The organism is Streptomyces sp. NBC_00510 (assembly GCA_036013505.1).
In the GTDB taxonomy this organism is placed as follows: Bacteria; Actinomycetota; Actinomycetes; order Streptomycetales; family Streptomycetaceae; genus Actinacidiphila.
Genome location: CP107851.1, coordinates 8,076,369 through 8,091,129, shown reverse-complemented (window position 1 = coordinate 8,091,129; position 14,761 = coordinate 8,076,369). Strand labels below are relative to the sequence as shown.

The 14,761-nt window shown below is 74.2% G+C and carries 11 protein-coding genes and 1 pseudogene; 6 read left to right on the top strand and 6 right to left on the bottom strand.

Translation table 11 applies throughout. The features are described 5' to 3' along the window. Positions 1-154: 154 nt before the first annotated feature. On the bottom strand, positions 155-601 hold the full coding sequence (locus tag OG937_36565; protein WUD76820.1) for a hypothetical protein: 447 nt from the start codon (positions 599-601) through the stop codon (positions 155-157). Between the two features lie 128 nt (positions 602-729). Between OG937_36565 and OG937_36560 the strand changes: the two genes are divergently transcribed. Both OG937_36560 and OG937_36555 read left to right on the top strand, forming a co-directional pair. Then, positions 730-1,887 carry an ROK family transcriptional regulator gene (locus tag OG937_36560; protein WUD76819.1) on the top strand — a complete coding sequence of 386 codons (1,158 nt, stop codon included), beginning with the start codon at positions 730-732 and terminating at the stop codon, positions 1,885-1,887. Positions 1,888-2,098: 211 nt separating this feature from the next. Continuing rightward, the gene (locus OG937_36555) at positions 2,099-3,721 is read left to right on the top strand and encodes an alpha/beta hydrolase (GenBank protein WUD76818.1); all 1,623 of its coding nucleotides are present in this window, start codon (positions 2,099-2,101) and stop codon (positions 3,719-3,721) included. A gap of 37 nt (positions 3,722-3,758) precedes the next feature. Here the strand turns inward: OG937_36555 and OG937_36550 are convergent, their stop codons facing one another. Beyond that, positions 3,759-4,523 (bottom strand): GntR family transcriptional regulator, encoded by a 765-nt coding sequence (locus OG937_36550; protein WUD76817.1) that lies wholly within the window; start codon positions 4,521-4,523, stop codon positions 3,759-3,761. Positions 4,524-4,783: 260 nt separating this feature from the next. Here OG937_36550 and OG937_36545 point away from each other — a divergent pair, with 260 nt between their 5' ends. Continuing rightward, a complete protein-coding gene (locus tag OG937_36545) occupies positions 4,784-5,530 on the top strand; it encodes an SDR family oxidoreductase (GenBank protein ID WUD76816.1) in 747 nt (248 codons plus the stop codon). A gap of 16 nt (positions 5,531-5,546) precedes the next feature. On the opposite strand, the gene OG937_36540 is transcribed toward OG937_36545, so the two are convergent. Continuing rightward, a complete protein-coding gene (locus OG937_36540; GenBank protein WUD76815.1) occupies positions 5,547-7,388 on the bottom strand; it encodes a hypothetical protein in 1,842 nt (613 codons plus the stop codon). Positions 7,389-7,575: 187 nt separating this feature from the next. Beyond that, a complete protein-coding gene (gene sigJ / locus OG937_36535) occupies positions 7,576-8,493 on the bottom strand; it encodes an RNA polymerase sigma factor SigJ (protein ID WUD76814.1) in 918 nt (305 codons plus the stop codon). Between the two features lie 212 nt (positions 8,494-8,705). Here sigJ and OG937_36530 point away from each other — a divergent pair, with 212 nt between their 5' ends. Further along, entirely contained in the window at positions 8,706-10,157 is a 1,452-nt protein-coding gene (locus OG937_36530; protein WUD76813.1) for an NCS2 family permease, read from the top strand. A gap of 186 nt (positions 10,158-10,343) precedes the next feature. Here the strand turns inward: OG937_36530 and OG937_36525 are convergent. Further along, a pseudogene (locus OG937_36525) lies at positions 10,344-10,645 on the bottom strand (EamA family transporter). Positions 10,646-10,841: 196 nt separating this feature from the next. Here OG937_36525 and OG937_36520 point away from each other — a divergent pair. Both OG937_36520 and OG937_36515 read left to right on the top strand, forming a co-directional pair. Beyond that, entirely contained in the window at positions 10,842-12,080 is a 1,239-nt protein-coding gene (locus OG937_36520; GenBank protein ID WUD76812.1) for an MFS transporter, read from the top strand. A gap of 50 nt (positions 12,081-12,130) precedes the next feature. Continuing rightward, entirely contained in the window at positions 12,131-12,892 is a 762-nt protein-coding gene (locus OG937_36515) for an N-acetyltransferase (protein WUD76811.1), read from the top strand. On the opposite strand, the gene OG937_36510 is transcribed toward OG937_36515, so the two are convergent. Then, entirely contained in the window at positions 12,889-14,730 is a 1,842-nt protein-coding gene (locus OG937_36510) for a glycoside hydrolase family 15 protein (protein WUD76810.1), read from the bottom strand. The two genes, OG937_36515 and OG937_36510, sit on opposite strands and share 4 nt — an antisense overlap. Positions 14,731-14,761: the final 31 nt, after the last annotated feature.

Genomic DNA, 14,761 nt, shown 5'->3' with positions numbered 1-14,761 from the left:
GGCACGGCGCCATGGCGCCGGAATCACTGGGTCAGCCGTCCGCGCCGTGTGTGCCGGGCCCCGGGGCGGGAGTCGTCGCACATGACGACACATCAGGCCGTTGCGGACAAAGGGTAGTGGGCGTGCGGCTACCGCGTCGAGGAGTGCGACGCGGTCACGGTACGGCCGCGGCGTCGCCGACGGCGGCGACGAGCTGGAAGGGCAGCTCCGGGTCCCCCTGGCCGACGCACACCCCTATCCAGCGGTCCCCGACGCGCCAGGCCCATGCCTCGGAGGCGTAGCCGCACAGCGTGTCCAGCGGCGGCGGAACCGGCTCACCGTGGAAGGAGCGTTCGAGGTGGGCGGCGAGGTCGACCGTCTCCGGCGCGCCCCAGCGCTCCGTGAACACCTCCACCAGGGCCTGGCACTCGGCCTCCATGTCGTCCTCGACCTGCCCTCTGTACCCGGGGTCACCGTCCGCGTCCCAGAAGTCCGCACTGATCCGGAGGTCCGTTATGTGGTGGCCGGGGCCGCTGTCGACCGCGCCGCAGCGCTCGCGCCGCGCCGGGAAGGGGCGGGCGCGCAGCGCGTCGACGGTGGCCACGTGGCCGGGCAGGTCCATGGCTCCAGTAAACCCCGCGCCTGTGACACTTGACATCGAGTCAGTAACCCTGTGCCGGAGCTACTCGCCGCGGGCCGCCGGGACGGGTACGATCCGGCCAACACGCGCGCAAGCTGGGAGGACGTACGTTGGGGCGGCTCACCGGCGGGGACCCGTCCCTGCTCCGGCGGATCAATTCCGCGGTGGTGCTCCATGCGCTGCGCGGCGAGCCCGCCGTGAGCCTGACCGAACTGGTGCAGACGACGGGGCTGTCACGGCCGACCGTCGAGGGCGTGATCGAGGGCCTGACGGAGTCGGGCCTGGTGGTGGAGGCGCCGCAGGAGCCCGGTGACGCGCGCAAGCAGGGCCGTCCCGCGCGCAGGTTCCGCTTCCACGCGGAGGCGGGGCACCTGCTGGGCGTGGAGATCGGGGCCCGGGAGATCCGGACGCTGCTGTCGGACCTCAGCGGTCGCGTCCTGGGGTCGCTGGCGCACGACGTCGCCGACACGTTGCCGGCCGAGGAGCGCCTGGAGCGGGTCCGCGGCACCGTCGCCGAGCTGCTGCGCAAGGCCGGCGTGGCCCGCAGCACCCTGTGGGCGGTCGGCGTGGGCAGCCCGGGGATCGTGGAGACCGACGGCGCGGTCCGGCTGAGCACGGCGCTGCCCGGCTGGACGGGGCTGCCGCTGGGCGAGCGGCTGCGCCGGTCGTTCCGCTGCCCCGTCCTGGTGGAGAACGACGCGAACGCCGCCGCCGTCGCCGAGCACTGGAAGGGCGCGGCGGTCGGCACCGACGACGTGGTGTTCGTGCTGGCGGGGCTGAGCCCCGGAGCAGGGTCGCTGATCGGGGGCCGGCTGCACCGCGGCTTCGGCGGGGCGGCGGGCGAGATCGGGGCGCTGCACCTGCTGGGGCGGGAGGCCCGGCCGGAACGGCTGCTGTCCACGACGGGGACACCGCTGCACCCGCTGGACGAGTCCGCGGTGGCCGAGGTGTTCGCGCTCGCGAGGTCGGGCGACGTCCAGGCGCGGGAGGCCTTCGACCGGTTCCTGCAGCGCCTGGTGCACGACGTGGCGGCGCTGGTGCAGGCGATAGACCCGGAACTGGTGGTGATCGGCGGCTGGGCGGCCGGACTCGACGGCGTACTGGAGCCGCTTCGCACGGAGTTGGCGCGCTACTGCCTGCGGCCGCCGGAGGTGGCGCTGTCGGCGCTGGGGCACGAGGCGGTGGCCACGGGGGCACTGCGACTGGCGCTGGACCACGTCGAGGAGCAGTTGTTCGCGGTGGCCAGGACCTCGCTGCTCGGTCGCTGAGCGCGCGACGCGCGCCGGGCCGCATCACCCGACCGCACCACCACCGGCCGGCCCCACCGCCGGCCACTCGGACCACCGGCCAGGGCAATACGGGCGAAATTCCGCGGCTCACCGGCCTGTCTGCTTGGCCGGTTTGTCCGACCAGCCGACGATCCGTCGCATCGGCGAGCGTGCCGCGCCGGCGGGCGCGGCCGGCGAAAGGGCGTCCCTCGTGCGGCGAGCAGTGGTCCTGGCAGTGTCCTTGGTGCTGGCGGCCGGCGCGGCGACCGCCCCGGCCGCCGGGCACTCCCCGGATCCCCTGGTCGCCGAGCAGTTGCGGATGGCGGGGGCCACGGTCGCGGCCCGGGCGGCCGGGGCCACCGGGATCGTCTTCGGGGCGTGCCCGGCGGACAGCGGGCTCAAGGCGCCCGTGCAGTGCGGCACCGTCCGGGTGCCCGTGGACTACGCGGAGCCGGGCGGTGCGACGATCGGCCTGCTGGTGAGCCGCCTGCGCGCGGCGGGCCCGGCCTCGGTGCGCCAGGGTGCCCTGGTGTTCAACCCGGGCGGCCCCGGGTCGTCGGGGCTGTGGTTCCCCGCGGTGGGCCGGCCCGGCGTGGGCGCGGTCACCCGCAAGGTCTGGGAGACCGCGGCCAGGACGTACGACCTGGTGGGCTTCGACCCCCGCGGGGTCGGCCACTCCGCGCCGCTGTCCTGCCAGGACCCGGCCGGCCACCAGCGCTCCCCCGGCCCCGATCCGCGGGTGCCCACCGCCGCGGTGAAGGCCGCCAAGCGCGCGGAGGCCCGGCGCACGGCCGAGAACTGCGGTGCGCGGGGCGGCGCGCTGCTGCGGAACATGCGCACCGCGGACCTGGCACGGGACCTCGACGTCATCCGCGCCGCCCTGGGCGAGCCGCGCCTCAACTACTACGGCGTCTCCTACGGGACGTACCTGGGCGCGGTGTACGCCACCCTCTTCCCCTCGCACGTGCGCCGCATGGTCGTGGACAGCGTCGTCAACCCCGACCCGCGCGGTGTCTGGTACGGCGCCAACCTCGCGCAGGACGTGGCCTTCGAGCGCCGCTGGGCGGACTGGCGCGCCTGGGCCGCCGGGCACGACCGCGTGTACGGCCTCGGCGCGACACCCGGGCGCGTGCAGGCCAGCTTCGACCGGGCGATGCGGATGCTCGGCAAGCGCCCGGCCGGCAAGGTGGGCGCCGGCGAACTGCACTCGGCGGCGGTGCAGGCCGCCTACTACGACCAGCGCTGGGCCTCCTTCGCCCATCTGCTCTCGCGCTACCTGCGCGGCGACGACGAGCCGCTCGTCACCGCGGCCGCCCCGGACCCCGGGCAGGCCAAGGACGAGGAGAACAGCGAAGCGGTCTACCTGGCGGTGGAGTGCTCGGACGGGGCGTGGCCGCGCGACTGGAGCGTGTGGGACCGCGACAACTCACGGGTCGCGCGCCAGCGTCCCTTCGAGACCTGGGCGAACGCCTGGCTGAACCTGCCCTGCGCCTCGTGGCCGGTCCAGGGCGGGCGGGCGGTGGACGTCGGGGCGCGCCCCGGGTCGGGGCTGCCGCCGGTGCTGATCGTCCAGTCGGAGCGGGACGCGGCCACACCGTACGAGGGCGCGGTCGAACTGCACCGCAGGCTGCCGGGCTCCCGGATGATCACCGAGGAGGGGCGGGGCTCCCACGGCCTGATCAGCTTCTGGAACGAGTGCGTCACCGCGCGCGTCGACCGCTACCTGGTCTCCGGCGCCGCCGGGGACCGGGACGTCCGCTGCTCCGGGCACCCGCTGCCCGTGCCCTCCGGCCGTGATGGCGCCGAGGACGCCAACACGGGCCGCTTCTACTGACCGGACGGACCGGACGGGACGGACGGCGGAGCCGGGTTCACGACGCGGCGGCGTGCCGCTCCTGGCCGTGGTGGGTGATCTCCATCGCGCCGCTGTCGCCGAAGGTCAGCCGGCAGGTGTCGGCGCGGTAGGTGGCGACGGCCACGGCCGCGACGCGCCCCCCGCTGAAGTAACGGGTGGTGACGACCAGCACGGGTGCGCCGGGCAGCCGGTCGAGCTGCTTGGCGTCCTCGGCGCGGGCCGAGCCCAGCTCCACGGCCCGGTCGTCGCCGTCGAGCCCGAGGCCGTGCAACTCCCGCAGGACTGCGGGGGCGTGGCCGGTCGGCGTCAGGTCGCCGGCGAGGCCGGGGACGGAGGCCCGGGGGACGTAGAGCAGTTCGGTGGCGACGGACTGGCCGCCCATCGCGCGGACCCGTCGGACGGTGTGCACCGCCTCGTCGGCGTCGGTGCCGAGCACCTCGGCGACCGCTGCGGGGGCGACGGCCTCGACGCACCCCACGGTCCGCCACGCGTCACCCGCGGCGCCGGGCCAGCTGCCGCTCGACGGGCCCACCGAGACGCCCACACGCGGCGGGGCGACCGTGGTGCCGACACCGCGGCGGCGCTGCAGGCGGCCCTCCAGCTCCAACTGCTCCAGGGCCTGGCGCAGGGTCGCCCGGGCGACACCGAAACGGGCGGCGAGCTCACGCTCGTTGGGCAGGATCTCACCGACCGCGAACTCGGAGTCGAGGGCGTCGATGAGGACGGTCTTGAGGTGCCAGTACTTGGGCTCCGGCACGGTCTCGAGCTGCGTGGTCCCCACCCTGTCCTCCGCAATCGGCCTGACGCCGTCCGGGGTTTGTTCAGCCTTGTTTCCGAACGGCTCTTTATTAAAGGTTCTTGCACTACTAGGCGACGATAGAGCTGCCCTCCGACTTGGTCAAGACCAATACTCAGGGGCCCGGCCGCGTCCGGCGGGCACGGCCGCGCGCTGTTCACGAGGTGTTCGCGCCCGTCACGGGCCCGTCATGGGGCGTTCGCGCGCTGGTAGCGTTCGTGATCACGTCGAATGAGGGAGCTGGCATGGGTCCGGTCACGGTGGTCACCGGAGGCGGCCGCGGCATCGGCGCGGCGGTCGCCCTGCGGCTGGCCCGCGAGGGGCACGCCGTCGGCATCGGTTACGAGAAGGACGCCGGCGCCGCCGAGGACGTCGCCCGCAAGGTCCGGGACGCGGGCGCCCGCTGCGTCGTGGTGCGCGTCGACACCAGCGACGCCGGACAGGTGGACACGCTCTTCGACACCGTGGGCGAACAGCTCGGCGCGGTGACCGGGCTGGTCAACAACGCGGGCGTCACCGGGCCGCTGGGCCGGTTCACCGAGACCCCGGTCGAGGTCATGCGCCGGGTGATCGACGTCAACGTGATGGGCGCGATCATGTGCGCCCGCCGCGCGGCGCTGGGGATGTCCACCCGGTACGGCGGCCAGGGCGGCGCGATCGTCAACATCTCCTCCGGTGCCGCGACGCTCGGCGGCCCCGGGGAGTACGTGCACTACGCCGCCAGCAAGGCGGCGGTCGACGCGCTGACCGTGGGCCTCGCCAAGGAGCTCGCCCCGGATGGCGTGCGCGTCAACTCCGTCCAGCCCGGCATGATCGTGACCGACATCCACGCCGCGATGGGCGACCCCGAGCGGCCCTGGCGCAATCCGGACCGCGTGCCCATGCGGCGGCCCGGTGAGCCGGACGAGGTCGCCGGCGCGGTGGCGTGGCTGATGTCGCCGGACGCCTCATACACCACGGGCGCGGTGCTGCGCGTCGCCGGCGGCCTGTAGCGGGCGTCGCCGCCCGCTACTCCCGGCCGGCCGCCTCCCCGGTCTCCGCGGCCCCGCCGACGTCCTCCGCGTCGATCGTGCGCAGCACGTCGGTGGCGAGAGCGGCGACCTGCGGGATCAGCTCCGGGGTGGCGAGGGCGAGGTGGCACAGCGACCAGGTCAGGGTGACGACGCGGGTCCGCCTCGCCTCCAGTGCGTCCAGCAGGCGGCGGCCGACGAGTTCGGCCGCGTCCTTGCGCACGGCGGGGTCGGTCCAGGCGGTCGCGACGATCGCGAGCGCGGCCGCCTCGCACACCCAGTCCTCGGCGTTGTCCAGCACGTCCACGAGGAGCGCACGGCGCCGCGAGACGGCCCAGGGCTCGTCGCTGCGGTGGTGCGCCAGACCCAGGCACGCCCACACCTGCACGCACCGTATCCACAGGTCGGGGGCCTGGGCGGCGAGCGCGCGGCCCAGCTCGTCCTCGCGCGGGGCCGGCGGATGGACGAGCACGCCGAGCAGGTCCTCGGCGTCGAGCCCGGAGAGCGCCACCGCGTCGTCGTAGGCGGCGACCAGGTGCGGCCAGCCGTGCCAGGCCAGGCGGCGCACCGCTTCGGCCGCCTCCGGGGAGGGCGGACGGACGGCGGGCCGCGCGGTCGTGCCCTCGTAGGCCCAGAGCGCGACCTCTACGGGGCGCGGGGCGGTCCGCAGGTCCGGCTCGGGCACGGACTGGATCTCGGTGACCGCGTTCGGATAGGCGGCGCGCAGCGCGAGCAGCGCGCTCGGTGGTTCCAGGGCGGAGACGGTGAGCGTCAGTCCGGCGTCCGCGGGCACGGACTGCCCGAGCGCCTGGTGCAGCAGGCTGACCACGGCCTCGTTGCCGCCGGGTATCCAGTTCAGCCACGGCGTCCCCTGGCTCAGCCGACCGAGCAGGTCCGCGGCGTAGCCGTGTCCGGGTTCGGCCCGCAGATGGTCGGCGAGGGCCACCAGGTGCCGCAGGTCCGGCTGGACCGCGTGGCGCAGCGCGTGCGCCGCGGGTCCCGCCTTGGGGTGCGAGGGGTCGGCGGCCAGCGCCCGCTCGGCCCACGCCACGCCCTCGGCGGGACGGCCGAGCGACCCCAGCAACTCGGCGACGTCGACGTACAGGTCGAGGTCGCAGGGGTCGCGGGCGACCTCGACCTGCCAGACCTCCAGCGCCTCCTCGGGGCGGCCGGCGCTGCGCAGCGCGTAGCCGAGCATCACCGCGGCGGGGTGGGAGGGTTCGAGCTCGTACGAGCGCCGTGCCCAGCCCACGGCCTCCTCGGAGCCGCCCATGCGGCGGGCGAGCGTGGAACCGCACCAGAGCAGCATCGTGTGGTCGGGGTGGCGCGCGGCACTCGCGCGGACCAGGTCGAGCAGCGGCAGCAGCGGGCCGCGCCGCTCCTCCTCCACCGGGTCGGGCAGTTGCGGCGCGACGCGCGCGGCCGCCCGGGCCACCGTGTCCGGCGCGACGAGCTCCGCGATGTCGGGGCGGCGCAGCCACGCGACCTCCAGCCAGGGCCGCTGCGGCTCGTGCCCGGCGCACTGGGCGAGCAGGCCGACGGCCTCGTCCCAGTGGCCCGCGACCGCGCAGAGGTGGCCGCGCGCGGCCACGGTGCCGATGAACGCCCGTTCCTCGGGGGCGAAGTACGTCAGCGCCGCCTCCGCGCCCCCGACGCGCGCGGCGAACTCGGCCATGGCCTCGTGGGTCTCGGGGAGTGCGGGGTCACGCGCCAGCGCGTCCTCCAAGTGCCGGGCGGCGTGCTCGAGGTCGCCCCCGGCCAGCGCGATGCGCGCCGTGGCCACTTCGCCCTCCGCCTCCAGGCGCGCCCCGCCCTCGTGGCCCTCCGGATGATCGTGCACAGCCGCTCCCCGCCTCGCGTCGCTCGTGGTGCCCCCGCCCCCGGGGCACCCTAACCGACGGCGTCGAACCGCCTGTCGGAGTGCCTCGGCAGGAAGTCCGTGGGGAGGTGGGCTTGGTGTTCTCGACCCCCGCATTACTTTCTGCTGCCCCAGGGCCGGAGGGCGGCCGTCCCGTGCGCCACGGCGGTCAGGCCGTGCCCGTGTCGCGGAGGGCGGGGGCCGGGGTGGCGACACCGGTGAGCTTGCCGGGGTTGGTGAGCAGGTAGACCGTGGAGACGAGGCCGTCGGTGACCTCCAGGCTGAACACGGTGTGGGGGCGGCCGCGCGAGGTGACGACGATCGACGGGACGCCGTTCACCTCGCGGAAGGCGAAGGCGGGTTCGGCGATCGGGGTGGGCGCGATGGCGTGCAGGAAGCGGCCGACCTTGCCGGCGGTCTCGATGACCCGGAGCGGGGCGCGTTGCACGCCGCCGCCGTCGCCGAGGAGGCGCACGTCGGGGGCGAGCAGGGCGAGCAGTCCCTGGAGGTCACCGCCCACCGCGGCGGCGAGGAAGCGCTCGGTGACCCGGGCGGTCTCGGCGGGGTCGGCGTCGTAGCGGGGGCGCTTGTCCTCGACGTGGCGGCGGGCGCGGCCGGCGAGCTGGCGTACCGCGGGCTCGGTCCGGTCGAGGACCGCGGCGATCTGCGCGTACGGGAACGCGAAGGCCTCGCGCAGCACGAACACGGCGCGCTCCAACGGGGAGAGCGACTCCAGCAGGACGAGGACCGCGAGCGAGACGGACTCGGCGAGGACGACGCGTTCGGCGGCGTCGGGCACGGTGTGCTCGAAGTCGGTGGCGACGGGCTCGGGGAGCCAGGGACCGGGGTAGGACTCGCGGCGCGACCGCAGGTGCCGCAGGCGGTCGATGGCGAGCCGGGTCGTGGCGGTCACCAGGAAGGCCCGCGGGTCGCGTACGGTCGCACGGTCGGCGGCGGCCCAGCGCGGCCAGGCCTCCTGCACGACGTCCTCGGCGTCGGCGAAGCGGCCGAGCATGCGGTACGCGACCCCCGTGAGCAGGGGCCGGTGCCGCTCGAAGACCTCCGCCGCGCTGTCCTGGTCGCCCACGGTCCCCATCCCACCGGACGGCGGGCGGGCATGTCCAGGCGGGACGCCGCTGCGCGCCGGTTTCGACGCCGGAGTCCGGGTGGGGCGCCGAGCGGTGCCGATTCGTTAACACAAGGAAACGGATTCAAAACCCGAGCGGACGTTCCGGCGTACACAATCCCCCCAGCCTCCAGCAGGTTTACCCGGTTGCCGTACCGACCCCGAGGAGCACCATGTCCGCTCAGGCCACCGACGTGGCGAAGGGCTCTCCGCCACCACCACCGCACAACGCACTGGACCGCTACTTCCGCATCGGGGAGCGCGGGTCGACCTTCGGCCGCGAAGTCCGCGGCGGTTTCGCCACGTTCTTCACGATGGCCTACATCCTCGTGCTGAACCCGATCATCCTGGGGAGCGCGAAGGACAAGTTCGGCCACGTCCTGTCGACAGGTCAACTGGTCACCGCCACCGCGCTGGTGGCGGCGGTCATGACGATCGTCATGGGCGTCGGCGGCAACCTGCCGCTGGCCATCGCGGCGGGCCTCGGCCTCAACGCGGTGGTCGCCTTCCAGATCGCGCCCATGATGAGCTGGGACGACGCGATGGGCCTGATCGTCATCGAGGGCCTGGTCATCTGCGTCCTGGTGGTGACCGGGCTCCGCGAGGCGGTGATGCACGCGATACCCCAGGCGTTGAAGCAGGCGATCAGCGTGGGCATCGGCCTGTTCATCGCCTTCATCGGCTTCGTGGACGCCGGCTTCGTCAGCCGCATCCCGGACGCCGCGAACACCACGGTCCCCGTGCAGCTGGGCGGCGGCGGGGCGTTGTCGGGCTGGCCGGTGCTCGTCTTCTGCCTGGGGGTGCTGCTGACGATCGCCCTGCTGGCCCGGAAGGTGAAGGGCGCGATCCTGATCAGCATCGTCGCCATGACGGTGCTGGCGATCGTGGTCGACGCCGTCGCGGACGTGAAGAGCTGGGGGCTGACCACGCCCAAGGTGCCCGACGACGTGTTCGCCGCACCGGACTTCGGGCTGCTGGGCCACTTCAGCCTCTTCGGCGCCTTCGCCGAGGTCAGCTTCATCACGGTGGTGCTGCTGGTCTTCACCCTCATCCTGTCGGACTTCTTCGACACCATGGGCACGGTCGTCGGCATCACGGCCGAGGCGGGCCTGCTGGACGAGGAGGGCAAGGTCCCGAACCTGGGCCGGGTCCTGCTCATCGACGGTGCCGCGGCGGTCGCGGGCGGCGCGGCCTCCGCGTCCTCGAACACCGCCTACATCGAGTCGGCGGCGGGGGTCGGCGAGGGGGCGCGTACGGGCTTCGCCAACCTGGTCACCGGCGGCCTGTTCGCGGTGGCGCTCTTCCTGAGCCCGCTGCTGACGATCGTGCCGCTCCAGGCGGCGGCACCGGCGCTGGTCGCGGTCGGCTTCCTGATGATGACCCAGGTCAAGAACATCGGCTGGGACGACTTCGAGATCGCCATCCCGGCCTTCCTGACGATCGCCGTGATGCCCTTCACGTATTCGATCACCAACGGCATCGGTGCCGGATTCATCGCCTTCGTGCTGCTCAAGGCCGTGCTGGGCAAGGCCCGTCAGGTGCACTGGCTGCTGTGGGCGGTGTCGGCGCTCTTCGTCGTCTACTTCGCGATCGACCCGCTCGAACAGTTGCTCGGGGTCAAGTAGGGCCCGGTGGGCCGCGGGGGGCGAGGAGGCCTCCCGCGGCCCCACGATGAAGACCCCGACCGGGACGGGGGCCCCCGGTCGGGGCCGCTGGCCGGACCGGCGCTCCGCGCACGGCCCGTACTTGTCGAACTACCGGCGCAGGGCGGGAGTTCCCGCCCGTTCCGGATCCCCGGGTGTGACGTGGCGCACGCCCGCGCCGAGCGCGACCCCGCCCGCGACCAGCAGGCTGCCGGCCGGCTGCCCGGTGCCGTACGCGCCGACGCCGGCGAGCGGCGCGGTCGGCGCGGCGGAGACCGGGTCAGCCCGGAGCAGAGCGTGGCCCGCTCGGCGCCGATCCGCTGGACGCCCGCGTACCAGCAGACGAAGCCGATCACGGTGGTGACCGCCGCCTGCCGGCCCAGCGCCGGCGCCTCGGCGCCGGTGGGCGCCCGGAGGTCTTCCGCGCCGTCGAGGGCCACACCGAGCAGTGCCGCCTGTCGGCGGGCGACATCGGGAGCTGTGTACGTGTGCTCCGCGCGAGCGTTTGATCTCGATTCGGCAACAGCGGGTTTGAGTGGGGAATACCCCCTTATCGTCGGGCCTCGTTGCTTGATACACATGGTTCCGCGCGTTCCTGTCCGTCGATAGGCGCACTTCCCCCACCTGCTCGCCGTGCCTTCGGCCGTCCCTCACCCAGGAACGCCCATGTCTTCGCGGACCGCGCCCTCGCGCGCCCTGCTGCCGCTCGTCGCGCTCTTCTGCGCCGGCTACCTCGCGCCGTACCTCATGCCGACCGTCGTCGGCCGTCTCACCACCGGTCTTGCCCTGAGCGGTTCCCAGGCCGGGGCGGTCGGCAGCACGCTGCTGCTCGGCTCGGCCTGCGCCGGGTTCACGCTGGCCTCGCGGGTCGACCGGATCGGCCGGGCGCGGCTGGCCCGGTACGGCCTGCTGCTGATCGCGGGCGGCTTCACGACGGCCGCGGCCACCGGCCACCTGCCCCTGGTGGTCCTCGGCTGCGTCGCCGGCGGCTTCGGGTCCGGTACGTCGACCGCGGTGGCCGCCGTCGGCATCGCCGGTGAACGGGAGCCCCACCGGGTCACGGTGCTCGCGCTGCTGACCACCTCGGCGGCGGCCGGGGCGCTCTACCTCGTCCTGCCGCGGCTCGGCGGGGGCCACGCCCTGCCGTTCGCGGCCATCGCCGCGACCGCCCTGCTCGTCCTCCCGCTGACCCGGCGGCTGCCCGCGCGGCCGTGCCCGCGGACCACGGCCGCGGCGCGGCCGACCGGGCTGCCGCTGCCGCACCCGGTCGCCGGGATCGTGCTCGCGGCGTCGATGCTGTGCTGGTCACTGGCGCAGAACGCGCTGTGGGGGGTGAGCGAACGCATCGGGCTGGACCGCGTGGGCCTGTCGGAGGCCGCGGTGGGCATGGTGTTCGCGGTCGCCCTCGGGGGCGGGCTGCTCGGCGTCGTGGCCGCGGGGGCCCTCGGCACCCGCCTCGGGCGCGCGGTGCCCGTCGGCCTGGGCACGGTCGTGATCGCCGTGTGCGTGGCGGCCAGCGCCTCGGCCCGCGGCGCGGTCGCCTTCGCGGTCGGCGAGGTGCTGTGGAACACCGTCTACCCGGTGGTGCTCTCGTACCTGATCGGCCTGGCCGCCACGCTCGACCCGCGCGGCCGCTGGGCGGTGTACGCCGGTTCCGCGTCCTCGCTCGGGGTGGCCTGCGGACCGCTGGCCGGCGCACTGCTCGGCGCCCGGCTGGGCTTCCCGGTGATGGGCGCCGTCCTGGGCTGCCTGCTGCTGCTCGCCGCCGTACCGCTCACCGCGGTGGCCCGGGGCGCCGGTTCCGGGACCTGGGGCCGGGGCGCCGTGGCGGTCGGCCGCCGCGCCGCCGCCGCGGTCGTGGCCCGCTCGGACGTGGGCCGCTCGGACGTGGGCCGGGCGGCCTGAGGGGAAATCGGGATGCCGCGGCGGTGACGCGTCTGGCAGGGTGCGGCCTCGTGAACGACACCGGCACCCTCCGCATCACCCCGCTCGCCGAGCGCCCCGCCCTGGCCCCCCGGCTCTGGGAGATCACCGAGAACTGGCCGGCCTTCGTCCCCCAGGACCCGGTCGCCGGGGCCCTGTTGCACCGGGTGGCCGAGGACTTCCCGCGGTACTGCGTCGTCGCCACCGACGGCGACCGCGTCGTGGCGCGCGGGTTCGCCGTCCCCTTCGACGCCTCCCGCGAGGGCCGCGAGGAAACGCCCGACCAGGGCTGGGACCGCGTCCTGGTGTGGGCGTACACCGACCTGCGCGACGGGAGCCCGGCGACGGCCGTCAGCGCGCTGGAGATCACCATCGACACCGGGTACCTGGGACGCGGCCTGTCGCACCGCATGGTGGCCGCGCTGCGCGACACCGCGCGCGACCTGGACCACGACGCGCTGCTCGCCCCGGTCCGACCCACGGCCAAGCACCTGCGTCCGCGGCTCCCCATGACCGACTACGTCGGCCTGCTGCGCGAGGACGGGCTCCCCGAGGACCCCTGGCTGCGGGTGCACGTCAGGGCGGGCGGCGTCGTCGTGAAGGTCGCGCCGGCCTCCATGACGGTCAGCGGGACGCTGGCCCAGTGGCGGCGCTGGACGGGGCTCCCCTTCGACCGCGACGGCGCCGTCGAGGTGCCCGGCGCCCTGGTGCCCGTGCACTGCGACACCGCGCACGACCACGCCGTGTACGTGGAGCCCAACGTGTGGGTCCGGCACGGAACGGAACGGGCCTAGCCCAGCGCCCGGTCCAGGTTGAAGGCGGCACTGATCAGGGCCAGGTGAGTGAAGGCCTGCGGGAAGTTGCCGCGCAGTTCGCCGGCGCGGTCGATCTCCTCGGCGTACAGGCCGAGGTGGTTGCCATACGTGAGCATCTTCTCGAAGGCCAGGCGCGCCTCGTCCTCGCGCCCGGCGCGGGTGAGGGCCTCGACGTACCAGAAGGAGCAGATGGAGAAGGTGCCCTCGTCGCCGGGGAGGCCGTCCGGGCTCGACAGGGGGTCGTAGCGGTAGACCAGGGAGTCGGAGACCAGGTCCTTGCCGAGGGCGTCGAGCGTCGAGAGCCACTTGGGGTCGGTCGGCGAGATGAACTTGGACAGCGGCATCATCAGCACCGACGCGTCCAGCACGTCCTCGCCCTCGCTCTGGGTGAACGCGCCGCGCGCCTGCGACCAGCCGTTCCTCATGATCCGCCGGTAGATGGCGTCGCGGGCGCCGTACCAGCGCTCCCGGTTGGCGGGCAGGCCGCGGTGGTTCGCCATGCGGATGCCGCGCTCGATCGCCACCCAGCACATCACACGGGAGTACAGGAAGTTCTTGCGGCCGCCGCGGGTCTCCCAGATGCCCTCGTCGGGCTGGTCCCAGTTGTCGCAGACCCAGTCCACGAGTTCGCAGACGGTGTCCCAGTGGCTGCTGGAGATCGGCTTGCCCCACTTGTCGTACAGGTAGAGGGAGTCGATGAGCTCGCCGTAGATGTCCAGCTGGAGTTGATGGACGGCGTTGTTGCCCACCCGGACCGGCGCGGAACCCGCGTACCCCTCCAGGTGGTCCAGCTCCCGTTCGGGCAGCTCGGAGCGGCCGTCGATGCCGTACATGATCTGCAGCGGGCCGGCGGTGCAGCGGGGTCCCCCCATGCAGATGCGGTCCGACAGGAAGTTCATGAAGGCCTCGGCCTCGTCGGTGAAGCCCAGCCGGAGCAGCGCGTAGACGCAGAAGGCCGCGTCGCGGATCCAGACGTAGCGGTAGTCCCAGTTGCGCTCCCCGCCGATGCGCTCGGGGAGGCTGGTGGTGGGCGCGGCGATGATGGCGCCGGTCGGCGCGTAGGTGAGCAGCTTCAGGGTCAGCGCGGACCGGTGCACCATCTCGCGCCAGCGTCCGCGGTACTTCGACTGGGAGAGCCAGTGGCGCCAGTAGCGCACGGTCTTCTCGAACTGGTCCTCCGCCTCGGTCAGCGGGCAGCCGCGGGGGCCGACACCGTCGCCGACCTGGTCCAGGGCGAAGACGGCGGTCTCGCCCTCGGAGAGCTTGAACTGGGCCCACACGTCCCGGCCGTCGTTCTCCAGCGGCACCGAGCAGGTGAGGGCGAGGGTCTGGGCCGGGGTGGCGAAGAGCGCCTGCATCCCGTTCATGTGGACGGTGTGCGGCACGCTGCCGTACTCGAACCGCGGGGCCACCCGCATCCGGAACGGCAGCACGCCCCGCACGCAGACCACGCGGCGGATCAGGCGGTGCCGGTCGGCCTCGTGGGAGTCGTCGACCACCGGCATGAAGTCCTGCACCTCGCCCATGCCGTCCTCGGCGAAGAACCGGGTGATCAGCACGTTGGTGTCGGGGAAGTAGAACTGCTTGGTGCGCGCGGGCACGTCCGCGGCCAGCTCGAAGCTGCCGCCCCGGTCGGCGTCGAGGATCGAGGCGAAGACGCTGGGGGCGTCGAAGCGCCCGGAGCAGTACCAGTCGATGGTGCCGTTCGTGCCGACGAGCGCGGCGCTGCGCAGGTCGCCGATGAGCCCGTGGGCGGCGATCGGCAGGTAGCGGCCGTCGGCCGGTGCGAAATCGGACTGGAGGGCTTCGGCTGTCACGGTGGCCTCCTCGCGTGCCGGGAAACGGCAA